The sequence below is a fragment of the Frigoribacterium sp. PhB107 genome, from assembly GCF_003751515.1.
Taxonomy (GTDB): domain Bacteria; phylum Actinomycetota; class Actinomycetes; order Actinomycetales; family Microbacteriaceae; genus Frigoribacterium.
Genome location: NZ_RJKU01000002.1, coordinates 778,545 through 800,444 on the forward strand (window position 1 = coordinate 778,545; position 21,900 = coordinate 800,444).

The following is a 21,900-nucleotide window of genomic DNA, read 5'->3' on the forward strand; positions in this document are numbered from 1 at the left end:
TTCTGCGGGTGTAGTGCTGGTTCGGGGGTGTAGCTCGGCAGGACGGGCCCCGCGAGCGGGGCTACTGCTCGGTGTGCCCGAGGTCGGGGTCGGCCACGAACGACACGACCGGGGCCGCCGCGGCACCCGTCTCGAAGATCACGAGGTCGTTCTCGCCCGCACGCAGCTGCTCACCGGGCACGTAGAGCGTGTGCTGTGGCCCGCGCGTCCAGTACCGGCCGAGCGCGAAGCCGTTGACGAACGCGACGCCCTTGCCCCACGACCGTGTGTCGAGGAACAGGTCGGCGGGCTCGTCGAGCGTCACCGTCGCGTGCGCGAACACCGGGCCGTCGAGCGTCGTCACGGCGGAGTCCGACGCCGACCCCGAGGAGGCGCCGGCCGCGCCGCCCGACTGGGTCGCGCCGCCCGACTGGGTCGCGCCGCCCGACTGGGTCGCGCCGCCCGACTGGGTCGCGCCGCCCGACTGGGTCGCGTCGCCGGGCAGGGTCGCGACGACTGCCCCCAGGTCGAGCGGCGTGCTGCGCCAGCCGGTCAGCTCGGCGCCGTCCAGCAGCGCCGGCCCGACGAGGCCCTTCGCCTCGCCGATGCGGACGCCGTAGTTGACGCGTCCCTGGTCCTCGACCAGCACCTCCAGCACGCGGCCCGGCGGCACCGTGATCGCGCGCTCGTGCTGGTCGCGCTGGAGGACGCCCACCCGGCGACCGTCGACGGAGACGACGGCGCGGTCGCGCACACCCGCGAACGACAGCACCCGGGGCTCGTCGCCGGCCGGCAGGTCGACACGGTGCAGGGCGAAGCCGCGGTAGCTGCCGAGCGCGTCCATGGTGGGCACGTCCTCGGTCGCGGTCCAGCCCGAGGCTCCGACGCCGAGATCTCCGTCGACGGCCAGTCGCGTGCCGAGGTCCCCGACGACGTCGCCGAGGCGCACGCTCCGGTCGAACGTCGTCGACAGCACGGGCGACGGCGACCGCCGCGCGGGCACCTCGTCGGGCACCGGCAGATGCCGCGCGATGACCTCGCGGAACGCGAAGAACTTGTCGGTCGGCCAGCCGGCCTCGTCGAGGGGAGCGTCGTAGTCGTACGAGGTCACGTGCGACTGGTACGTGCCCTTGTGGTTGGCGCCGTTCGTGAAGCCGAAGTTCGTGCCGCCGTGGAACATGTAGATGTTGACCGACGCGCCCGCCGTCAGCAGCGCGTCCAGCTCGCGCGCCGCCTCCTCGACCGGGGTCGTGTGGTGGTGCTCGCCCCAGTGGTCGAACCAGCCGTCCCAGAACTCCGAGCACATCAGGGGCCCCGTCGGCTGGTGACGGCGCAGGGTGGCGAGCCTCTCCTCCGCGCGCGACCCGAAGCTCCCGGTCTTGTGCAGCTCGGGCAGGCTGCCCGCCGCGAGCATCCCGTCGGTGGGCTGGTCGACCGTCGTCAGGGGCACCACCACGCCGGAGGCGCGGGTGAGGTCGACGAGGTGCCGCAGGTACCCGGAGTCGTCGCCGTACGCGCCGTACTCGTTCTCGATCTGGACGAGCACGACGGGCCCGCCGTGGTCGATCTGCCGGGGCACGACGACCTCGTAGACGCGCTCGAGGAACTCGTCGACGGCGGCGAGGTAGAGCGGCTCGCTGCGGCGGACGCCGACGGCCGGGTCGTCGAAGAGCCAGCCGGGCAGGCCGCCGCCGTCCCACTCGGCGCAGATGTAGGGGCCGGGGCGCACGATCGCGTGCATGCCCTCGGTGGCGACGAGGTCGAGGAACCGGCCGAGGTCGAGGCCGGCGCTCGTGTCGAAGTCGCCGCGGCGCGGGGAGTGCGCGTTCCAGGCGACGTACGTCTCGATGGTGTTGAGGCCCATCAGCCTGGCCTTGTGGATCCGGTCGGCCCACTGGTCGGGGTGCACCCGGAAGTAGTGCAGGGCGCCGGCGACGACACGGTGGGGGGCGCCGTCGAGCTCGAAGTGGTCGGGGCCGATCACGAAACGGGTGCTCGTGGGGGCGGTGCTGCTGCTGATGGTGTTCCTCCGGTGGGGCGAGGGGACGTGGCGACGGGGAGGCGCGACGTGCGTCGCGCCTCCCCGCTGCGGTGGTCAGGCGGTGCTGCGGTGCTGCTGGTGGTGCTGGTCGTGCGTGTGCTGCGAGGCCCTACTCGGTCTCGACCGTGAAGCCCTGCTGCTCACCGTACGAGGCGGTGGCCTTGGCCCACTCCTCGAGCACCGGGTCGAGCGAGGTGCCGTTGGTGTAGGCCGACGACGCGCTGTCGCTGAAGATGCTGTTCGCGTAGACCTGGAAGGGCAGGTACTGCCAGTCGGGCAGCACGTCCTGCGCGGCCTGGCCGAGCACCTCGTTGATCTTCTGGCCGCCGAAGTACTCGGGTGCCTCGGAGAGGAACTCGGGGTCGGTGAGGTCGGCCGTGGTGGACGGGAAGCCGCCGGCGTCGAACGAGATCTGGCGCCCCTCCTCCTCGGCGGTGGCGAACTTGGCGAACTCGGCGGCGACGAGCTTGTTCTGCGACTGCTCCATCACGGCGATCGACGATCCGCCGTTCTCGGCGGTCGCGGTGTCGCCCTCCTCGTACTGGGGCATCGGGGCGACGCGCCACTGGCCGGAGCCGTCGGCGGCCTGGGCCTCGAGGTTGCCGGGCATCCAGGCGCCGGTGAGCATCGTCGCGATCGAGCCGTCGCCGAGGGCGCGGAACCACTCGTCGGTCCAGCCGGGGGTCTGTGCGAGCGAGCCGTTCTCGACGAGGGTGTTCCAGGTCGAGGTCCACTTCTTGGCGCCCTCGTCCTGCAGGTCGATCGAGACGGTGTCGCCGTCGACCGAGTAGGGGTGCCCGCCGGCCTGCCAGATCATGCTGGTCGTGAAGCCCGCGTCGCCGGTGTCGCCCGCGATGAACTGGTTCGGGTCGGCGGCGTGCATGGTCTCGGCCGCGGCGACGTACTCGTCCCACGTCGTGGGGACGGCGATGCCGTACTTGTCGAAGACGTCCTGGCGGTAGAACATCGCCATGGGGCCGGAGTCCTGGGGCAGGGCGTAGACGGCGTCGCCGTCGGTGACGGAGTTCCACGTCGAGGCGGTGAAGTCGTCCTCGAGGTCGCCGTAGCCGTAGCCGCTCAGGTCGGCGAGCGAGTCGCCGAGCGAGAACTGGGGGACGGCGAAGTACTCGACCTGGGCGACGTCGGGGGCGCCCTTGCCGGCCTTGATCGCGTTCTGCAGCTTCGTGTACTGGTCGGCGCCGGTGCCGACGTTCTGCACGTCGACGGTGATGTCGGGGTGCGCCTTCTCGAAGGCCTCGGCGATGGGCTCGACGGCGGGGGCCCAGGCCCACACCGTGATCGAGGACTTCTCCTCGAGAGCCGCGGCGAGCTCGTCGCTGGTCGCGGTGTCGGCGCTGGCGCCGCCTCCGGAGCCGGAGGAGCAGGCGGCCAGCGAGCCGGCCAGGGCGATGCCGAGACCGAGAGCGACGACGCGCTTCGCGGTGCGGGGGAGGTTACGGGACATGGGTGGTGCCTTTCACTTCATCGTGGAGGTGGGACGGGGGCGTGGCTGTGGTGCGGGAGGGGACGAGGAGGGGCGGGCCGGCAGCGCCGACGCGCGTCAGGCCTTGACGCCGCCGGCCGAGAGGCCGGACTGCCAGTAGCGCTGGAGGAAGAGGAACGCCACGACGATCGGGATGATCGCGAGGAACGATCCCGTGATGACGAGGTTGTAGATCGGGTCGCCGCCGACGGTCGTCGACTGCGCGTTCCACTGGTTCAGGCCGACCGTCAGGGGGTACCAGCGCGAGTCGCTCAGCATGATCAGCGGCAGGAAGTAGTTGTTCCAGGTCGCGACGATCGAGAAGAGCAGCACGGTGATGAGGCCGGGGCTGAGGAGGCGGAGGCTGATGGTGAAGAACGTGCGGACCTCGCTCGAGCCGTCCATGCGCGCGGCCTCGAGGATCTCGGTCGGCACGGAGTCGACGGCGTAGGTCCAGATCAGGTAGAGGCCGAAGGGGCTGATCAGCGAGGGCAGGATGATCGCCCACGGGGTGTTGGTCAGGCCCATCTGGCTGAACATCAGGAAGGTCGGGACGGCGAGGGCGGTGCCGGGGATGGCGACCGCGCCCAGCACGACCGCGAAGACGGCCTTCTTGCCCGGGAAGTCGAACTTGGCCAGGCCGTAGCCGGCCAGCGTGGCCAGCAGGGTCGCGCCTCCTGCGCCCACCACCACGTAGAGCAGGGTGTTGCCGAGCCAGCGGACGAACTCGCCGTCGCCGTAGGTGAAGACGCCCTCGATGTTGTCGACCAGCGCGAAGTCGCCGCTGAACCAGAGGCCGAACGAGCTGAACAGCGCCTCCTGCGTCTTGGTCGAGTTGACGAGCAGCCAGAAGAGCGGCAGCACCGAGTAGACGAGCAGCAGGGCCATCACGACGGTGAGCAGCACGCTGCGCTTGTCGCGGGGGGCGCCGGCGCGGCGCTTCCTGGAGGTGGCTGCACGGCTCGGCGTGACGGTGGGCGTCCCTGCGTCGGGCGCGGCGATCGGGGTTCCGGTGAGGGTCGACATCAGTGGTCCTTCCGGGTGCCGACGAGCTGGACCACGTAGGCGACGACCATCGTCAGGACGCCCATGATGATCGCGATGGCGGCGGAGTAGTTGAACTGCTGGCCCGCGAACGACAGGTTGTAGGCGTACATGTTCGGGGTGAAGAAGGTGCTGATCGCGTTGGGCGCCAGCGTCTGCAGGATGTTCGGTTCGTTGAAGAGCTGGAAGCTGCCGATGATCGAGAAGATGATGCCGATGACGATCGCGCCGCGGATGGCGGGCAGCTTGATGTTCCGCACGATGCGGAACGGGCCGGCGCCGTCGAGCTCGGCGGCCTCGTACAGGTCGGGCGAGATGACGCGCAGGGCGGCGTAGAACAGCAGCATGTTGTAGCCGACGAACTCCCACGTGACGATGTTGCCGATCGACGCGAGCACCCAGCTCTGCGAGAGCAGGTCGGGGAGGTCCCATCCCGTGGCGTCCTCGAGGTTGCCGACGAGGCCGAAGCGGTTGCCGTAGATGAAGCCCCACATCAGGGCCGCGACGACCGCGGGCACGGCGTAGGGCAGGAAGATCGAGATGCGGAAGAACGCCGTGAAGTGCAGCCGGGCCGAGTCGAGGGCGAGGGCGGCAGCCAGGGCGACGACCAGCATGATCGGCACCTGCACCACGAGGAACAGCGCGACGCGGCCGAGCGCGTCCCAGAAGTTCGGGTCGGTGAGCGCGCGGACGTAGTTGTCGGCGCCGACGAACGAGTTGCCGCCGATCATCTGCTCCTGGAACAGGCTCAGGTAGATCGCGTAGACCACGGGGGCCACGAGCACGAGTGCGAAGACGACGAGGAACGGGAGCACGAAGCCCCAGCCGGTCCAGCGTCGCTTGTCTCGACGGATCTGCGAGCTGCTGCGGGGCGACGGTGCGGTCGCCTCCGAGCGGGTCGCGGGTGTCGACGTCGTCGTCATGTCCATCCACTTCATCGGGGTGAGGAGCCGTGAACACGCTGCCCGTGAGGGTGTGTGTTTACGTAAACATCTGGGATGCTCGCAACCATGACACCTCCGCCGTCCGAAATCAAGTCGGCATCTCGACGCGCCCCGCGCACCCGTACGGTATCGATGGCCGACGTCGCCGCACGCGCCGGCGTCTCGTCGCAGACCGTCTCGCGCGTCTCGAACGGCGCGCAGAACGTCGAGGACGGCACCCGCCAGAAGGTGCTCGACGCGATGGCCGCGCTCGACTACCGGCCGAACAGCGCGGCCAGGGCGCTGAAGACGGGTCGTTTCCGCAGCGTCGGCGTGATCATGTTCACGCTGTCGACCCTCGGGAACATGCGCACCCTCGACGCGATCGTGACCGCCGCCTCCGGCGCCGGCTACACGATCACGCTGATGCCCGTCGCCCAGCCCACCGAGGGCGAGGTGGCCGGCGCCTTCAGTCGCCTGCAGGAGGAGGCGGTCGACGGAGTCGTCATCATCATCGAGGCGCACATGCTCGACCGGGCCGACGTGATCATCCCGAGCGGGCTGCCCGTCGTGATCATCGACTCGGACGCGGGCGACCCCTTCGTCGTGGTCGACACCGACCAGGAGCAGGGCACCCGCCTCGCGACCCAGCACCTGATCGACCTCGGGCACACGCGCATCGTGCACGTCGCGGGCCCCGACACCTCGTACTCGGCGACCCGGCGCTCGGCGTCGTGGCACGCGACGATGCGCGACGCAGGCCTCGAGCCGGAGGCGCCGCTCAAGGGGGACTGGACGACCGCCTCCGGCCACCGCCTCGGCCACGCGATCGCCAGCCGCGACGACGTGACGGCGGTCGTCGCCGCGAACGACCAGATGGCCCTGGGCGTCATGCACGCCCTGCACGAGCGCGGACGGTCGATCCCGGGCGAGATCAGCGTGGTCGGCTTCGACGACACCGACGAGTCGGGCTCGTTCTGGCCGCCGCTGACCACCGTGCACCAGGACTTCGGCGAGATCGGCGCCCGCTCGATGCGGGTGCTGCTCGAGCTGCTCGAGGGGCGGCCGGCGTCGGGCGACCGCATCGTGCCGACGCGGCTCGTGGTGCGCGACAGCGCCGGGCCGGCGCCGGCTGGCTGAGCCCCGGGCCGTGAGCGCAGGAGGCGCGGGTCAGCCCTGCTGCAGCGCCTCGCGGATCGCGGCCACCCCGACGCGCACCTCGTCGAAGGTGGTGCTGAGCGGCGAGAGGCCGATGCGCAGGGCGTCGGGGCCGCGGAAGTCCGGCACCACCCCCTCCTGCCAGAGCGTCGCCACGACCTCGCGGAACCGCGGGTGCCGCACCGTCACGTGGCTGCCCCGGCGCTCGTGCTCGCGCGGCGTCGCCGTCGTGACCCCGAGCGGCGCGAGCCAGGCGTCGACGAGGTCGAACGCGTAGTCGGTGAGCGCGAGCGACTTGTCGCGGATGGCCTCGAGCCCGGCCTCCTCGATCGCGTCGAGCATGTCCTGCATCGCGAGCATGCCGACGACGGGCGGGGTGCCGCTGATGAACTTGCGGATGCCGGTGTCGGGCACGTAGCCCTCGGCCATCGCGAACACGTCGGCGGCGCCCATCCAGCCCTGGACCGGCTGCTCGAGCTCCGGCAGCAGGTCGGCGCGGGCGTAGAGGAACGCCGGCGCGCCCGGCCCGCCGTTCAGGTACTTGTAGGTGCAGCCGACGGCGACGTCGACGCCCCACGCGTCGAGCTCGGTCGGCACGACGCCGACGGAGTGGCAGAGGTCGGCGACGAGCAGCGCCCCGGCCTCGTGCACGATCTCGGTGATCGCGGGCAGGTCGGCGAGGAACCCCGACCTGTACGACACGTGGTTGACGAGCACGACGGCGGTGTCGGGCCCGACCACGTCGCGGACCTGCTCGGGCGTCACCCCCCGGGTCTCGTCGACCGCGAGCCAGCGGACGGTCGCGCCGCGCTCGCGGGCGATGCCCTCGACGACGAAGCGGTCGGTCGGGAACTGGTCGTCGTCGATGACGATCTCGTGCCGGCCGGGACGAGCCGCCAAGGAGGCGCGGATCGCCTTGTAGAGCAGCACCGTCGTCGAGTCGGCCACGACGGTCTGCCCCGGGGCCGCTCCGAGGGCGGCGGCGCCGATCCGGTCGCCGAGCTCGGTGGGGAGCTGCATCCAGCGCTCGTCCCACGAGCGGATCAGGCGCGTGCCCCAGTCGCCGCGCACGAACGCGTCGAGACGGGCCGGCGTCGCCGCCATCGGCCGGCCGAGGGAGTTGCCGTCGAGGTACGAGACCACGTCGCCCGCGGGCAGGAACAGGGCCGTGTGGTGCGCGAGCGGGTCGGCCGCGTCGCGCTGCGCACTCGCCAGCGGGTCGTCGAGCTCGGCCGGGTCGACGGGCGGGGCGGCCGGCACGAACGAAGTGGTCGGGGTCGTCGAGGCAGGTGACGCCGAGGCGGCGGCGGGCGAGTCGGAGGCGGTGGTCACGGGAGCAGCTCCTGCAGGGTCGAGGCGGTGAGGACGGAGGCGCGGGCCAGCCACGCGGGATCGTCGCGCTCGTCGTCCGGCGGCGGCTGGGGCACCCACGACGCGCGCGGTGTCCAGTGTGCGCCGTCCTGCCCGGCGTCGAGCGAGTCGTCGCTGCCGAGTGCGGCGAGCAGCGCCTCGCGGCCGAGGCCGACGCGCTGCAGCGCCCGCAGCTCTCGCTCGTTCACCCCGACCGGCAGGTCGCCGTTGCCGAGGTCGGTGCCGTAGAGGACGTGGCCGCCCCGCTCGCGGAACCCGCGCAGGTTCGCGATCGCCACCTCCTGCGCCTCGTCTCCGCGGTGGATGTCGAGCGTGCTGATCCACGTGCCGTCGGCCGCGCGGTCGAGCAGGTCGTCGGGCAGCAGCTCGCTGAACGGGGTGTGCGCGAACCGGAGCAGTCCGGCGTCGAGCGCGCGGCGCACCTGCCCGGCACCCTGCACGTGCGCCACGGTCAGCAGCCCGACCCGATCGGCCGCGACCGCGATCGCCCGCAGCACGTCGTCGTCGAAGACGGGCCCGACGTCGCTGTTGAGGGTCAGCTTGACGACGGAGGCGCCGAGGTCGCGCATCCGCACGACGGCCCGCTCGGCGTCGGCGGCGTCGGCCACGACGACGGACGCGTCGCCCGGCGCCCAGCCCGCCCCCGACGGGTAGCCGCCGGGAGGGCAGAGCAGGCCGCCCGCGACCTGCACCTCGGGCCAGCCGGCGTCGACCCGACCCCGTTCGGGCCAGAGCGCGGCGACGTCGGGGCTCCAGCCGAGGTCGAGCACGCGGCCGACGCCGCCCTGCACGAGCTGCTCGGGGTCGACCAGGCCGAGGTGCACGTGCGAGTCGGTGAAGGGCGAGAACAGCGTGCCGGGCAGGTGCGGCAGCTCCGCGTGCGCTCCGTGCGCGGCGTGCTCGCCGTGGCCGGGGTCGACCGCCCCGACGAGGTGGATCGCGGTCGGCGACACGCGCACGACGCTCGGGCCGTGCCACCTGCCCGACCAGACCCGGTCGACGGTGACGAGTCGCGCCTCCTGCTGCATGCCCCCACCGTAGGGCCGGCGGGTCAGCCCGGCAGCACCGCCCGGCTGGCCCGGGTCACGTACGGCAGGCGGATGAGGTCAGCTCGGCGGGTGTCCGGGTGCGTGTCGAGCAGCTGGCCGACGTCGCGGAGCACCTGGGCGCGGTCGTCCTCGGGCAGCGTGATGACGTAGCTGCGCGACGCGATCATGGCGAGCAGCTCGTCGCGGCCGAGCTCGTGCACCCACGGGAAGTCGCGACGCTCGATCGGGGCGAAGGGCTCGCCGACCGGGGGAGCGTCGGACGACATGTCGCGCTCGGCGGGGGAGTGCATCACCTGCGACAGCTCGGCCAGCCACGGCACGGTCTCGTCGCGGATGTTCCAGAGCAGGCCGAGCGTGCCGCCCGGACGCAGCACCCGGGCGACCTCGGGAACGGCAGCCCGCGGGTCGACCCAGTGCCAGGCCTGGGCCACGAAGACCGCGTCGACCGACGAGTCGTCGAGCGGCATCGACTCCGCCGACCCGGGGAGCGACCGGGCCTCGGGCACGGCCTGTTCGAGCACGGAGCGCATGCCCTCGCTGGGCTCGACGGCGGTGACCTGCTCGGCACGCGGCACGAGGACGCGGGTGAGCTTGCCGGTGCCCGCGCCGAGGTCGACGACGTGCCGTGCGCCCTGCGGCAGCAGCCACTCGACGGCGTCGGCGGGGTAGGAGGGGCGGCCGCGTTCGTAGACGTCCGCCGCCTGGCCGAACGAGGAGGCGAGGGTGCTGAGGGGGTCGGCCGGATCGGGGCCGTGCGCGTGCGTGGTCGGGTTCACGCGACCACTGTCGCATGACTCACGGCGTCACACGGCTTCGTTACGCGCCGCCTCCGGAGCACCATGGCTGCATGACGCAGACACCTCCGCAGCCGCTCCGTGTCGTCGCCGTGTCGGGCACGCTGAGCTCGCCCTCGAAGACGGACGCGCTCGTCGACGCCGTCCTCGACGAGCTCGCCCTCGTGCTGCCGATCGAGCGGCACGTGATCCGGGTGAGCGAGCTCGGGCCGCTCTTCGCCGGCGCGCTGACCCGGGACCAGCTCGACGAACGGGTCGAGCGCGAGCTCCGTGCCGTCGAGGGCGCCGACCTGCTGATCGCGGCCTCGCCGGTCTACCGCGCCTCCTTCACGGGGCTCTTCAAGCACTTCTTCGACTTCGTCGAGCAGTACGCGCTGGTCGACGTCCCGGTGCTGCTCGCGGCGACGGGCGGAAGCGAGCGGCACGCGCTGATCCTCGAGCACTCGCTGCGGCCGCTGTTCGGCTTCTTCCAGGCGCTGACGCTGCCCCTCGGCGTCTACGCGCACGCCAGCGACTTCACCGATCGCCGCGTGACGGCGCCGCTGCTGCAGGAGCGCATCCGGGCCGCCATCGCCCGGGGCCTGCCCCTGATCCGGTCGAGCGTCGACGAGAAGCGACGCCTCGAGCGTGCGGTCAGCGGCGTGGTCGACGGGCTCGACGCACTGCCGACGCCGACCGCTCACGACGCGGCGCCGGTCCGGCTCTACAGCTGACGGCCCGCTCTGGGGGAGGTGGCCCTCGGCATCGTGTGCTTAGGGTGGAGCGTGCCTGACGAGACCCCGACTCCCGAGACCACGCCCCGCGACGTCGCCGTCGCCCTCGCCGAGATCCGCGACGACGAGGCCAAGCGCGTCATCGGCATGCTCGCTGCCGGCGAGCTGCCGAGCCGGGCCGCCCAGTGGGTCGCCGACGGGATCGACGACGACGCGGCACGTGAGCTCGCCGCCGCGACCGGGCGCACCGAGGAGGAGCGGGTCGGCCTCCTGGAGCGCCTCGCCGCCGCCCAGGGCCTCGGCTTCCCGACCACGCGCGAGGCCCGCGCGCACCACGGCCAGAGCGTGATCGCGTCGATGACCGCGTCGTCGGCGGCGGGCGACGCGCTGTCGTTCTCGAACTCGTTCAGCGACACGATCGAGGAGTCGGTGCGCGACTCGATCTCGCGGCTGTTCCCGCGACGCAAGAAGTAGGCCCGGGGGCCGCTCGGGCGACCTCCCCCGATCGTCGCCCCGGGCGATGCTCGTCCGTGCGCCCTGAGGAAGCCACAATTGACATTTCGCATTGTCATTCATAGTGTCGTGGGCGTTCGAGCGACATCGCTCGACGGATCGTGCAAAGGAGCACATCGATGAAGAAGGCCATGACAACTGCCGCGTCCGCGGCCGCCGCGCTGGCGCTCGCCGGAGCACTGCTCGTGCCGACGAGCGCGACCGCGTCGGAGGCTCCCGGCGATCCCGTCGTCCACCAGGTCGAGGGGTACCTGACCGGAGGAGGAGGGCTCATGCCTGCGGGTGAGAACACGCCCCAGTACGTGTCCTACCCCGAGGGCGGTACCTGGTCCCACGGGACCAACGACGGGGTCTACTCGAACTACTACCACCCCAGCAAGCGCCATGGCTCGACGGCCATGAACGGGCGGGGTCTCTCGCACAAGGTGACGGGCATCCCGAGCGGGAGCTGGTCGTACGCGCGCATCGGCAAGACGATGGCGGGGAACTCGGCCTACTGGCACCTCAACTGATCCGAGGGGTGCCCTCCTGCAGCACGCAGGAGGGCACCCCTCCCCGTCGACGCAGATGAGAGGTGGGACATGGCACTCCGAGGCAGCATCGCCCTAGCGGTCCTGATCGTCCTCACGGGCTCGTTCCTGTTCGTCCGGACGAGCGACGAAGCACTTCCGGCAGGAGTCCGGTCTGCGCTCGTCATCTGGGACCACGGCGAGGTCGAGAAGGAGGAGACGATCGCGACCCTGACCCGTGCCGCGGCGGACCACGACGTCAGCCTGGTCAAGGACTCGCTCGGGGCGACCTCGTCGGGGGCCGCTCGTACTCTCTACGTCGTCCACCAGTCAGGGGGGCGCGCCTGGCCCGACGCGTGGGGCCTCTATCCGGACTTCGGCCGAGACGTCGAGACGCGGTGGGCAGACGTCTCGTCCCTCCCGCTCGCGCAGACCAACGGCATGTACGACAGCGACGCCCCGCAGGAGGATCTCGACCTGGTCGCGGCAGATCTCCGCTCACTCGGCATGGAGGTCTCGACGTTGTCGGGCGGGCCCCTCTCGATGATGGGGTGGGCGCTCTACGTGGTGCCCCTGCCTGCGCTGGTCGGGGTGTCACTGCTGGCCGTGGCCACGGGTGTGGTCCACGCGGCGTCGCTCCGTCGCCGGCGAGACGTCGTCCTCGTCGTCAACGGCTCGTCGCGGCGCGCAGTCGCGGTACACGACGTGCGCGAGAGCCTGGTGCTCTCGTCAGGTGCCCTGGTCGCGGGCCTGGTCGTGTCCCTGCCTCTCCTGGCCTGGTACAACGGACTGGCTCAGTGGCCACGCTTCGCCGTTCTCTCGCTCCTGGGCGTGTCGGGCGTGGCCGTGGTCTCGGCGGTCGTCGTGACGGCGGTCGCCGTGCTGCGCGCGCACGGGCCGGTCCTGTCGTCCGTGGACCGTGCCCGGCATCCTCGTCTGCCGTCCGTGGTCCTGGGGGTGGGGCACGTGCTCGTCATCGCGTCGGTCATCTCCGTCACCGCGACCGGTGTCGCCGCGTCGGGGAAGGTCCTCGACAACCGTGCCGACCAGGAGGCGTGGTCGACCGCGGACGACTGGTTCCGCCTGCAGTTCCACTCCGGCCTCGACGAGAGCCTCCAGTCGGACGGGCCCTTCGCTGAACTCGCACGTCACGAGTTCGCGCGGCAGGCGGCGATGGTCGCTGTGCGACCCGCCGGACCCTCTGAAGGCTACGGTCCGTATCACGGCGATTCGCTCACCGTCGATGCCCGTTACCTCGAGGAGCGATCCATCCGAGATGCGGCGGGACGAGAGCTGACGGCGAGCGACGCCGAGCTCACGTCGTTGCTCCTCCTCGTTCCTGATTCGCTCGGGGACGACGTCGCTTCGATCGAGCGCGAATGGGTCCAGTGGCTGGATGAGGAGCTGTCGGACCACGGGGTGGATCCGGCCTACACGGAACGCGTCGACGTCGCCGTGAGGTACATCGCCGACCGTCAGTCCGTCTTCACGTACGGGACGGACTGGGGTGACGAGTCCAGTCACCAGCGGGACGCGGTCGTGGCGGTGCTCCCGACGGCCGTCGACGTCGTGTCCGACGGTTGGCTCGCGAGCAACATGACGTCAGGCGGCGTCCTGTTCTCCGACCCCTCGTCGGTGCAGCGGCAGCTCGACGCCGCCGGACTCGACCAGCAGATCGGGTCCATCGACCGCGCGCGCGACGTCGCGATGGTCCGGATCGCCGAGCAGTCGCGCGAGCTCCGTGACGTTCTGGCCGTCGCCGCCCTGGCCCTCGTCGCTGCCCTTCTCTCCGCCACGATGACCGGCGCCGCACTCGCCGAGCTCGGCCGTCGTCGGGACGTGGTCCTGCTGACCGCCGGCGCAGGTCCGTTGCGGACGGCCCTCCTGCCGGCAGCGTCGATGGGCGCCGTCGGGGTCGTCGTCATCGCCGCGGCGCAGACCCTCGGCCTCGTCGAGGGCCCGGGCGCCGTCGCCGCAGCCGCGGTCGTCGTGGTCGCCGACGTCGTCGTCATCTCCGCCGTCCTCGGAGTCCACCGCTCGCGCATCCGTGCCGACACCCTCAATCGACCCTGACGGCGCCGGCACATCGGCCGGCGGCCCCGAGAGGAACCACATGCTCCCCGTTCTCGACACCTCCGTCACCGACGGTCCCGACACGAGCAGCCTCGTGGACGCGACCCCGCTCGTGAGGGCGCGAGGCCTCACCCGCCGACGTGGTCCCCGGACGCTCTGGGACGACCTGACCTTCGACGTGGCACCCGGCACCTCCGTCGCGGTCACGGGCCCGAGCGGATCCGGCAAGACGAGCCTCCTGTCGTGCCTCGGCCTGCTCGAGCGGGTCGAAGCCGGCACGCTCGAGCTCGCGGGCGTCGACGTCACGCGCATCTCGCACGCGACACGACGATCGCTCTTCCGCGGCACCGTCGGCCACCTGTTCCAGAACTACGCCCTCGTCGAGGGCTGGACCGTGGCTGCCAACGTCGACGTCGCCTTCATCGGCACCCGGACGACGCACGGTGCCCGCGTCGAGCGTCGTGAGGCGGCCCTGGAACGGGTCGGGCTGGGCGGCTACGACCGCCGTCGTGCCCACTCTCTCAGCGGCGGGGAGCAGCAGCGGGTCGCCCTGGCCCGCTTGATCGTCCGCTCTCCCCGAGTCGTGATCGCCGACGAGCCCTCCGCAGCACTCGATCCCGACAACGTGGGCGTGGTGCTCGGGGTGCTCGACGACCTCCGCCTGGCAGGATCGGCCCTCGTCGTCGCCACCCACGACGACCGCGTGGTCGCGTGGTGCAGCGACACACTCGACCTCCGCCCTGTGGGCGGCTGAGCCGACGACGACCGGGGCCCGCGCGCGACGAGGGCCCGGGCGCACGTCGCGCCCGGACCCCCGTGCTGCACGGCTCAGGCCTTCGCGACCTCGAGCTCGACGACGGCCCACGACAGGGCCGGCAGGGTCAGGCGGACGCTGCCGCCGTCGACCGTGACGCCGTCGAGGGGCACGAGGCCGACCGCGTCCTGCGCCTGCTCGGTGTTGGCGGTGAAGCGGTCGCCGCCCTCCGGCACCGCCAGCACCTCGGAGCGGACGACCCGGGCGTCCGCGAAGCCGCGGAGGACGAGCTCGACGTCCGCCGCCTCTTCGAGTCCGCGGTTGGCGAGGAAGAACGCGATGCGTCCCGTCTCCTCGTCCCACGTCGAGCTGACGTCGACGAGGTCGGCGTCGCCGTACTTCGGGGTGTCGATCTTGTCGCTGGTGACCTGCGTGCGGAGGATCTCGCCCTGGGCCAGCGCCGCCATGCGGGCGAACGGCCAGAAGATCGTCTGGCGCCAGGCCGGCCCGCCCTGCTCGCTGCGGATCGGGGCGATCACGTTGACGAGCTGGGCCTGGTTGGCGATCTTGACCCTGTCGCCGTGGCGCAGCAGCGAGTTGAGGAACGTGCCGACGACGACCGCGTCGGTGACGTTGTACTGGTCCTCGATGAGGCGCGGGTGCTCGACCCAGCCCTTCGAGACGTTGTGCGGCTGGTCGTCGGTGTCGAGGCCCGTCTGGTACCAGACGTTCCACTCGTCGAACGAGATGTGCACCTGCTTGTCGTGCTTGCCCGCGGCCTTGACGCCGTCGATCGTCGAGACGACCTCCTCGATGAAGGCGTCCATGTCGACCGCCGTCGCGAGGAAGCTCGTCGCGTCGCCGTCGTGCTCCTGGTAGTAGGCGTGCATCGAGACGTAGTCGACCTCGTCGTAGGCGTGGGTGAGCACCTCGTGCTCCCACGTGCCGAAGGTCGGCATGCCGCGGCCCGAGCTGCCGACCGCGACGAGCTCGATGCTCGGGTCGACGAACTTCATCGCCTTGGCGGCCTCCTGGGCGAGGCGGCCGTACTCGGTGGCCGTCTTGTGCCCGATCTGCCAGGGGCCGTCGAGCTCGTTGCCGAGGCACCAGAGCTTGATGTCGAACGGGTCGGCCGCGCCGTTGGCGATGCGGCGGTCGCTGAGGGCCGTGCCGCCGGGGTGGTTGGCGTACTCGACGAGCTCGCGGGCCGCGTCGACGCCGCGGGTGCCGAGGTTGACGGCCTCCATCACCTCGACCTCGGCGAGCTTCGACCACTCGACGAACTCGTGCAGGCCGAACGCGTTCGACTCGACGGTGTGCCACGCGCCGTCGAGGCGGCGGGGGCGCTGGTCGACCGGCCCGACGCCGTCCTCCCAGTTGTAGCCGGAGACGAAGTTGCCGCCGGGGTAGCGGACGACGGTCGCGCCGAGCTCCTTGGTGAGGGCGAGGACGTCGCGACGGAAGCCCTTCTCGTCGGCGGTCTCGTGGCCGGGCTCGTAGATGCCGGTGTACACGCACCGGCCCATGTGCTCGACGAACGAGCCGAACAGGCGGCGCGGCACGGTGCCGATCGTGAACTCGCGGTCGACGGTGATGCGGGCGGTGGTCATGGTTCTCCTAGGTAGAGGGGGAGCGGCGTGCTGGCGGGTGGTCGGTCGGTCAGGAGGTGCGGATCGAGGAGGCGCGGCGTGCGCCCCGAGGAGGCGCCGCGTGCGCCCCGAGGAGGCGCCGGCCGAGCAGAGGAGGCGCTGGTCGCTACTGCCCCCCGAAGCCGGTGGTCGAGATGCCCTTGATGATCTGCCGCTGGAAGAACAGGAACACCAGGATGAGCGGGAGCGCCGCCAAGATCGCCGCGGCCATGTTCTGCGCGTACTGGATGCCGTACGCGCTCTTGATGGTCTGCAGCCCGACGGGCAGCGTGAGCAGCGACGCGTCGTTCGTCACGATGAAGGGCCAGAGGAAGTTGTTCCAGGCTCCGATGAACACGAAGATCGACACCGCGCCGAGGATGGGCCGCGACAGGGGCAGCAGGATCGTGAAGAAGACCCGGATGCGCCCGGCGCCGTCGACGCGGGCCGCGTCCTCGAGCTCGATCGGCACCTGGTCGAAGAACTTCTTGAGCACGAACACCATGGCGGGCGCGATGGCCTGCGGAAGGATGATGCCCCAGTACGTGTCGACCATGTCGAAGGCGAGCATCTGGTAGAACAGCGGCACGATCAGAACCTGCGGCGGGACGATGATCGACGCGATCGTCGCCACGTAGAGCCACTTCTTGCCGCGGAAGTCGAGCCGCGAGAACGCGTAGGCCACGAGGGCCGACGTCGCCACGACGATCAGCGTGATGGCGATCGACGTGAGCAGGCTGTTGAAGAGCCAGGTGGGGATGTTCCCCTGCTCGAGGATCGCCCGGTAGGCCTGCAGCGTGAAGCCGCCCGCGGGCAGCCAGGTCTGGGGCGTCGCCGCGGCGTCGGCCTCGCTCTTGAACGACGTGGCCAGCGACCAGAGGAACGGCAGCAGCCACAGCACGGCCAGCACGACGAGGACGACGATGCTGAGGACGCCCATGACGCCGAAGCGCTGCTTGCCGGGTGCGTGGCCGTGGCTGCCGCCTCCTCGGCTCGCGCCTCGGCCGCGCTCGGCGGTGGGGGCTCGGAGGTCGCCGCCGGGCGCTGCGGCGGGGGCGACGGCAGGTGCGGTCATCGCTGGGCTCCCTTGCGGTTGCGGGCCGTGATCGAGAACTGGGCGACCGAGATGACCACGATCACGGCGAAGAAGATGTACGAGATGGCGCTGGAGTAGCCGAAGCGGTAGCCGGTGAAGCCCGACTCGAAGATGTACTGGACGGTGGAGCGCGTGGTGCCCGCCGGCCCGCCGTTGGTCATCTGGTAGATCTGGTCGAAGACCTTGAGCGACGCGAGCACCTGCAGGATGACGATCAGGCCGGTGGTCGGGCCGAGCTGCGGGATCGTGATCGACCAGAGCGAGCGCCAGCGGCCGGCGCCGTCGAGCGAGGCCGCCTCGTACTGCTGGTCGGGGATGTTCTGCAGGGCCGCGAGGTACAGCAGGAAGTTGAAGCCGACCGTCCACCAGACCGTCGTGGCGACGACGGCGATCATGGCCGTGTCCGGGTCCTGCAGCCAGGCGGGCTGCGGCAGCCCGAGGGTGGCCAGCACGTTGTTGATCGGGCCGAGCGTCGGGCTGTACAGCTGGATCCAGAACAGCGACACGACGGTCGACGCCAGCAGGTACGGCAGGAAGAAGCTGAGCCGCCAGAGCCACTGGCCCGGCAGGCCCGTGTTGACCAGCAGCGCGAGCACGAGCGCCACCGCGACGAGCGGGATCGTGCTGAGGATCGTGAACCAGAACGTGTTGAGCATCGAGCGCCACATGGCGCCGTCGGCGAAGGCCTCGGCGTAGTTGGCGACGCCGATCAGCTCGCCGCCCTGGCCCGTGAGGCTCTGCCCGGTGAAGCTCAGGTACAGGCCGTGCAGGAGGGGCCACACGAGGAAGAGGGCGAACAGGATCGTGAACGGGGCGGCGAAGCCCCAGCCGATGCGGTTCTCCTTGTGGGCGCCGGGGCGCAGGCGGGTGGTCGTCCCGCCGCCGGTGCCGCCGGCGCGGGCGCGCCTGCCGGCGGTGGCAGGGCTCCGGTCGGCGGGGGCCGCCGGGGTCGTGACCGTCGTGGTCGTCACAGATCGACTCCTTCGTCGTCGTGCAGGGCTGGGTCGTCAGGGAGGGGGAGGAGGAGCTGCTCGGCTCACACCGGGGCGGGGCGGCCGAGCTGCGTGTTCACCCGGTCGACGAACCGCTTCATGCCCGTCGCGGCGTCGTCCTTCGCGAGGATGACCGACTGGATGCTGTCGAGGAAGTACGTCTGGAAGTCCGACCCCGAGCCGGTGAACCAGGCCGGCGGGTCGTAGTTCAGGTACTCGGCCGCCTCGGCGTAGTGCGCCTGGGGGATCAGGTCGGCGTACTCGCTGCTGTCGACCACGGGCCCGTACGCGGGGATGTGCCCGGCCTCGGCCCACGAGATCGAGTCCTTGAGGATCGTCGAGACCATCTTGTAGACGTCCTCGCGCTTGGTCTCGTCCACGGTGCTCTGCCGGGGCAGCACGAACGCGTGCGAGTCGGCGTAGACGGCGGGGGTGCCGAACAGAGTGGGGATGATGCTCGCGTCGTAGGGGATGCCCGACGCGGCGGCGCTCGGCACCTCCCACACGCCGGTGAAGAGCATGCCGCTCTCGCCCGAGACGAACTCGGCGATGCCCGACTGGATGTCGCTCGCCTCGGCCATCACGGTGCCGTCCGTCATCTGCTGCATGAACTCGAGGGCGGTGACGGCCGCTTCCTCGTCGTACTCGACGGTCCCGCCCTCGCGGAGCTCCATGTCGGCGCCCTGCTGCTTGTAGAACGTGTAGAACATGCGCCAGAGCTGGGCGCCGTCGTTGAGGTACCCCCACGAGGCGCCGTGCTTGCCGGTGACGGCCTGCATCGCGGTCGCGACCTCGAGGAACTGCGCGGGGCTCGTGATCTCGGCGAGCTGCCCGTCGGGGCCGAGGACGCCGGCCTGGGCGGCGATGTCGGTGTTGTACAGCAGGATGAACGGGTGCGAGTCGAGCGCGACCGAGTACAGCTGGTCGCCGCTGAAGCCGGCCTTCCAGACCGCCGGTGCGAAGTCCTCTTCTCGGAGGCCGTACGAGGCGAGCTTCTCGACGTCCCACGCGTCGAGCAGACCGCCGGGCGCGTAGCCGGGCACGCGCGACGCGTGCATGATCGCGACGTCCGGGGCGCGGCCGCCGGCCGACGCCATGGCGAGCTTCGTGTAGTACGGCGTGCCCCAGGCGAGCACGGTCTGCGTCGCGTGGAACTCGGGGTTCTGCTCGTTGGCCTGGTCGACGAGGGCGGACATCTTCACGCCGTCGCCCCCGCTCAGCAGGTGCCAGAACTTGAGCTGCTCGACCGTCGCGCCGGAGGCGGTGGTCGCGCCGGTCGCGCAGCCCGAGAGGGCGGTGGCCGCGAACGCGGTGCCGAGCAGGGCCGCGCCGCCGACGAGGACGCCGCGGCGGCTCAGGCCTGAGCCGATGCCGGCAGTGCCGGCAGTGCCGGCGGTGTCGGCGGTGTCGGCGCGGGTGCGGCTGTCGCGGGCGCCGTGGCGGCGGGTGGCGGGCGGGCCGGCCTCGGCGCCTGGACGGCTGCGAGCGGGGTGGTCGGGCAGGGTCATCTTCACTCCTTCGTGACGTGTGACTGCTCGCACTATTCCATCGTTGTAATCCAGGCGCAAGAGGCAGCCGGCAGGTCGTCGCGCATCGGCCCGGCACGGCCAGCGACTGCCGGGTGGACCTTGCCCGGAGGAGGCGTCCGCCGGGACAGTGGTGCGGTGACCGTTCCCCGCGTGCCGACGACCGCCTCCTCGACCGACGTGCTGCGGCTGACTGCGTTCGCCGACGGGCCGGGCGGGGGCAACCCTGCCGGTGTGGTGCTCGACGCGTCCAGGCTCGACGACCTGCAGATGCAGGTGATCGCCGCCGAGGTCGGCTACGCCGAGACCGCGTTCGTCGTCGACGGAGCCGTCGGCGGCGACGACCGAGTCGTGCGCACCCGCTACTTCTCACCGATCGCCGAGGTGCCGTTCTGCGGGCACGCGACCATCGCGACCGCCGTGGCGCTCGCCGACGAGCGCGGCCCCGGCCTGTTCCGCTTCGAGACAGCCGTCGGGCCGGTCGTCATCGAGACCACGCAGGTGGCGGTGTCCGGGGGAGAGAGCGAGCTGCGCGCCTCCTTCACGAGCGTCGAGCCGCGCACGCGTCCCCTGGGCGACGCCGTCGGCGACGAGCTGCGCGGCCTGATCGCGCTCGACCGCGACGACCTCGACCCGGCGTGGCCGCTCGCCGAGGCGTTCGCCGGCAACTGGCACCCGGTCGTCGCGGTGCGGTCGCTCGCGGTGTTCGACTCGTTCGGGTTCGACCCCGGTGCGGTGCGCGAGCTGATGGACCAGCAGGGCTGGTCGGGCACCGTCACGGTCGTCTGCACGGAGGGTGTCGACCTCGACCTCGACCTCGCCGCTGCCGTCGCGACCCGCGGAGCCGACGCCGGGCTGCCCGCGATCGAGGCTCGCAACCTGTTCCCCGTCGGCGACATCACCGAGGACCCGGCCACGGGATCGGCGGCCGCCGCCCTCGGGGCGTACCTGCGGGCTGGCGGCCTGCTCGCGCCTCCTGCGCGGTTCGCGGTGCGGCAGGGCCGGCACGTCGGACGTCCGAGCCTGCTCGCGGTCGACGTCCCCGTGGTCGGCGGCATCACGGTCAGCGGCACTGCGGCCCTGATCGTCGAGTGACGCGCCTGCCGTCCGCGGACACTTCGGTCGCGTGACACACCCCGGATGGTGCACCGCACCCCCGAATTCGGGGGTGCGGTGCCTTGGAGGGGGTGTGACTAGGGCAGTCCGAGCGTCAGCTCGAGCGCGCGGCGGCCGTGCTCTCGCGCCGCACGATCTCGTGCGGGATGATCGCGAGCTCGGGCGGCCGGTCGCGATCGGCGATGCGCGCCGCCAGCAGCTCGAGCGTGCGCTCGGCGAAGAGCCGCTTGTCGAGGCGCACGGTCGTGAGCGGCGGCAGCGTGAACCGTCCGTCGGCGATGTCGTCGAAGCCCGCGACCGAGACGTCGTCCGGCACCCGCAGGCCCGCCGCCCAGAGGGCGTGCACGGCGCCGATGGCGAGCGAGTCGGTGAAGCAGAAGAGCGCGTCCGGCGGGCCGTCGGCGGCGAGGCGCTCGCGCACGGCAGCGGCGCCCGCCTCGGGCGACCACGATCGACACGACCACCGGAGCGCGGGGTCGACGGGCAGCCCGGCCGCCTCGTGCGCCTGCTGCCAGCCGAGCGTGCGCGCGCGGGCCGTCGCGGTGTCGAAGCCGTCGCCCGAGCTGCCGAGCACGGCGATGCGCCGGTGTCCGAGCTCGATCAGGTGCCGGGTCATGTCGCGGGCGGCCGCGACGCTGTCGACCCTGACCTGGTCGACGAGGCTCTGCTCGACCTCTCCGATGACGACGACCGGCGGCAGCGACTCCGCGCCGACGATGGCGCTCTCGTCGAGGCTCACCGGGTTGAGAACGAGACCGTCGACGAGGTGCTCCTTGCCCCTCAGCAGCAGCTCGCGCTCGCGCTCGGGGCGCATTCCGGTCTGCTCGAGCTGCACCGACCAGCCGCGTTCGTGCGCGACCTCGACGAACCAGTGCGACATCTCGGCGCTGTAGGGCGTCGTGAGGTCGGGGAAGGCGAGCGCGATGGAGCCCGTGCGGCCGGTGCGGAGCCCGCGGGCGCTCAGGTTGGGCACGTAGGCCAGGGCGGCCACCGCCTCCTCGACGCGCGCCCTCGTCTCGGCGCTGACCCGGACCGCCCCCGTCACGACGTTCGAGACCGTCTTCGGAGAGACGCCCGCCCGGGCGGCCACGTCCTTGACCGTCGCTCGCATCCGTCCAGGCTAGCGCCGCGCCGCACG

Annotated in this window: 19 protein-coding genes; 7 read left to right on the forward strand and 12 right to left on the reverse strand. The window is 71.7% G+C overall.

Annotated features, from left to right (window positions below; genetic code table 11):
• Positions 1-61: 61 nt before the first annotated feature.
• From EDF18_RS11915 to EDF18_RS11930, 4 genes are all read right to left on the reverse strand, one after another.
• Positions 62-1,963 (reverse strand): beta-galactosidase family protein, encoded by a 1,902-nt coding sequence (locus EDF18_RS11915; RefSeq protein ID WP_233569111.1) that lies wholly within the window; start codon positions 1,961-1,963, stop codon positions 62-64.
• A gap of 166 nt (positions 1,964-2,129) precedes the next feature.
• Positions 2,130-3,485, reverse strand: coding sequence for an ABC transporter substrate-binding protein (locus EDF18_RS11920; protein WP_123547996.1), 1,356 nt, complete (start codon positions 3,483-3,485; stop codon positions 2,130-2,132).
• A 96-nt stretch (positions 3,486-3,581) separates the two neighbouring features.
• The gene (locus EDF18_RS11925; protein ID WP_123547997.1) at positions 3,582-4,529 is read right to left on the reverse strand and encodes a carbohydrate ABC transporter permease; all 948 of its coding nucleotides are present in this window, start codon (positions 4,527-4,529) and stop codon (positions 3,582-3,584) included.
• Complete coding sequence (locus EDF18_RS11930) at positions 4,529-5,470, reverse strand: carbohydrate ABC transporter permease (RefSeq protein WP_123548317.1); 942 nt, start codon at positions 5,468-5,470, stop codon at positions 4,529-4,531. The genes EDF18_RS11925 and EDF18_RS11930 overlap by 1 nt, the downstream gene beginning before the upstream one ends.
• 87 nt (positions 5,471-5,557) lie before the next feature.
• Between EDF18_RS11930 and EDF18_RS11935 the strand changes: the two genes are divergently transcribed.
• Entirely contained in the window at positions 5,558-6,610 is a 1,053-nt protein-coding gene (locus EDF18_RS11935; RefSeq protein ID WP_123548318.1) for a LacI family DNA-binding transcriptional regulator, read from the forward strand.
• A 30-nt stretch (positions 6,611-6,640) separates the two neighbouring features.
• On the opposite strand, the gene EDF18_RS11940 is transcribed toward EDF18_RS11935, so the two are convergent.
• The 3 genes from EDF18_RS11940 to EDF18_RS11950 form a co-directional block, all read right to left on the reverse strand.
• Entirely contained in the window at positions 6,641-7,888 is a 1,248-nt protein-coding gene (locus tag EDF18_RS11940; RefSeq protein WP_123548319.1) for an aminotransferase class V-fold PLP-dependent enzyme, read from the reverse strand.
• Positions 7,889-7,956: 68 nt separating this feature from the next.
• Positions 7,957-9,027 carry an amidohydrolase gene (locus EDF18_RS11945; protein ID WP_123547998.1) on the reverse strand — a complete coding sequence of 357 codons (1,071 nt, stop codon included), beginning with the start codon at positions 9,025-9,027 and terminating at the stop codon, positions 7,957-7,959.
• Between the two features lie 23 nt (positions 9,028-9,050).
• Positions 9,051-9,824 (reverse strand): class I SAM-dependent methyltransferase, encoded by a 774-nt coding sequence (locus tag EDF18_RS11950; protein WP_123547999.1) that lies wholly within the window; start codon positions 9,822-9,824, stop codon positions 9,051-9,053.
• A 71-nt stretch (positions 9,825-9,895) separates the two neighbouring features.
• Here EDF18_RS11950 and msuE point away from each other — a divergent pair, with 71 nt between their 5' ends.
• The 5 genes from msuE (at position 9,896) to EDF18_RS11975 (ending at position 14,404) form a co-directional block, all read left to right on the forward strand.
• Positions 9,896-10,555, forward strand: coding sequence for an FMN reductase (gene msuE, locus EDF18_RS11955; RefSeq protein WP_123548000.1), 660 nt, complete (start codon positions 9,896-9,898; stop codon positions 10,553-10,555).
• Positions 10,556-10,606: 51 nt separating this feature from the next.
• A complete protein-coding gene (locus EDF18_RS11960; protein ID WP_123548001.1) occupies positions 10,607-11,029 on the forward strand; it encodes a hypothetical protein in 423 nt (140 codons plus the stop codon).
• Between the two features lie 158 nt (positions 11,030-11,187).
• Positions 11,188-11,580 carry a lactococcin 972 family bacteriocin gene (locus tag EDF18_RS11965; RefSeq protein ID WP_123548002.1) on the forward strand — a complete coding sequence of 131 codons (393 nt, stop codon included), beginning with the start codon at positions 11,188-11,190 and terminating at the stop codon, positions 11,578-11,580.
• Between the two features lie 69 nt (positions 11,581-11,649).
• On the forward strand, positions 11,650-13,650 hold the full coding sequence (locus tag EDF18_RS11970; protein ID WP_123548003.1) for a hypothetical protein: 2,001 nt from the start codon (positions 11,650-11,652) through the stop codon (positions 13,648-13,650).
• A 40-nt stretch (positions 13,651-13,690) separates the two neighbouring features.
• Entirely contained in the window at positions 13,691-14,404 is a 714-nt protein-coding gene (locus EDF18_RS11975) for an ABC transporter ATP-binding protein (protein ID WP_123548004.1), read from the forward strand.
• A 74-nt stretch (positions 14,405-14,478) separates the two neighbouring features.
• On the opposite strand, the gene EDF18_RS11980 is transcribed toward EDF18_RS11975, so the two are convergent.
• From EDF18_RS11980 to EDF18_RS11995, 4 genes are all read right to left on the reverse strand, one after another.
• Entirely contained in the window at positions 14,479-16,014 is a 1,536-nt protein-coding gene (locus EDF18_RS11980) for an alpha-N-arabinofuranosidase (RefSeq protein WP_123548005.1), read from the reverse strand.
• A gap of 145 nt (positions 16,015-16,159) precedes the next feature.
• On the reverse strand, positions 16,160-17,107 hold the full coding sequence (locus tag EDF18_RS11985) for a carbohydrate ABC transporter permease (RefSeq protein WP_233569113.1): 948 nt from the start codon (positions 17,105-17,107) through the stop codon (positions 16,160-16,162).
• The gene (locus EDF18_RS11990; protein WP_123548321.1) at positions 17,104-17,991 is read right to left on the reverse strand and encodes a carbohydrate ABC transporter permease; all 888 of its coding nucleotides are present in this window, start codon (positions 17,989-17,991) and stop codon (positions 17,104-17,106) included. Before EDF18_RS11990 ends, EDF18_RS11985 begins: the two co-directional genes overlap by 4 nt.
• A gap of 173 nt (positions 17,992-18,164) precedes the next feature.
• On the reverse strand, positions 18,165-19,628 hold the full coding sequence (locus EDF18_RS11995) for an extracellular solute-binding protein (protein WP_123548322.1): 1,464 nt from the start codon (positions 19,626-19,628) through the stop codon (positions 18,165-18,167).
• A gap of 156 nt (positions 19,629-19,784) precedes the next feature.
• On the opposite strand from EDF18_RS11995, the gene EDF18_RS12000 reads away from it, so the two are divergent.
• Positions 19,785-20,741 carry a PhzF family phenazine biosynthesis protein gene (locus EDF18_RS12000; protein ID WP_233569114.1) on the forward strand — a complete coding sequence of 319 codons (957 nt, stop codon included), beginning with the start codon at positions 19,785-19,787 and terminating at the stop codon, positions 20,739-20,741.
• A gap of 115 nt (positions 20,742-20,856) precedes the next feature.
• On the opposite strand, the gene EDF18_RS12005 is transcribed toward EDF18_RS12000, so the two are convergent.
• A complete protein-coding gene (locus EDF18_RS12005) occupies positions 20,857-21,873 on the reverse strand; it encodes a LacI family DNA-binding transcriptional regulator (RefSeq protein ID WP_123548006.1) in 1,017 nt (338 codons plus the stop codon).
• Positions 21,874-21,900: the final 27 nt, after the last annotated feature.

Coding starts and splice junctions, on each gene's coding strand:
- msuE (WP_123548000.1), top strand. CDS start 9,896: ATGACGCAGACACCTCCGCAGCCGCTCCGTGTCGTCGCCGTGTCGGGC.
- EDF18_RS11930 (WP_123548317.1), bottom strand. CDS start 5,470: ATGACGACGACGTCGACACCCGCGACCCGCTCGGAGGCGACCGCACCG.
- EDF18_RS11985 (WP_233569113.1), bottom strand. CDS start 17,107: ATGACCGCACCTGCCGTCGCCCCCGCCGCAGCGCCCGGCGGCGACCTC.
- EDF18_RS12005 (WP_123548006.1), bottom strand. CDS start 21,873: ATGCGAGCGACGGTCAAGGACGTGGCCGCCCGGGCGGGCGTCTCTCCG.
- EDF18_RS11980 (WP_123548005.1), bottom strand. CDS start 16,014: ATGACCACCGCCCGCATCACCGTCGACCGCGAGTTCACGATCGGCACC.
- EDF18_RS11965 (WP_123548002.1), top strand. CDS start 11,188: ATGAAGAAGGCCATGACAACTGCCGCGTCCGCGGCCGCCGCGCTGGCG.
- EDF18_RS11925 (WP_123547997.1), bottom strand. CDS start 4,529: ATGTCGACCCTCACCGGAACCCCGATCGCCGCGCCCGACGCAGGGACG.
- EDF18_RS11935 (WP_123548318.1), top strand. CDS start 5,558: ATGACACCTCCGCCGTCCGAAATCAAGTCGGCATCTCGACGCGCCCCG.
- EDF18_RS11995 (WP_123548322.1), bottom strand. CDS start 19,628: ATGACCCTGCCCGACCACCCCGCTCGCAGCCGTCCAGGCGCCGAGGCC.
- EDF18_RS11920 (WP_123547996.1), bottom strand. CDS start 3,485: ATGTCCCGTAACCTCCCCCGCACCGCGAAGCGCGTCGTCGCTCTCGGT.
- EDF18_RS11975 (WP_123548004.1), top strand. CDS start 13,691: ATGCTCCCCGTTCTCGACACCTCCGTCACCGACGGTCCCGACACGAGC.
- EDF18_RS11945 (WP_123547998.1), bottom strand. CDS start 9,027: ATGCAGCAGGAGGCGCGACTCGTCACCGTCGACCGGGTCTGGTCGGGC.
- EDF18_RS11970 (WP_123548003.1), top strand. CDS start 11,650: ATGGCACTCCGAGGCAGCATCGCCCTAGCGGTCCTGATCGTCCTCACG.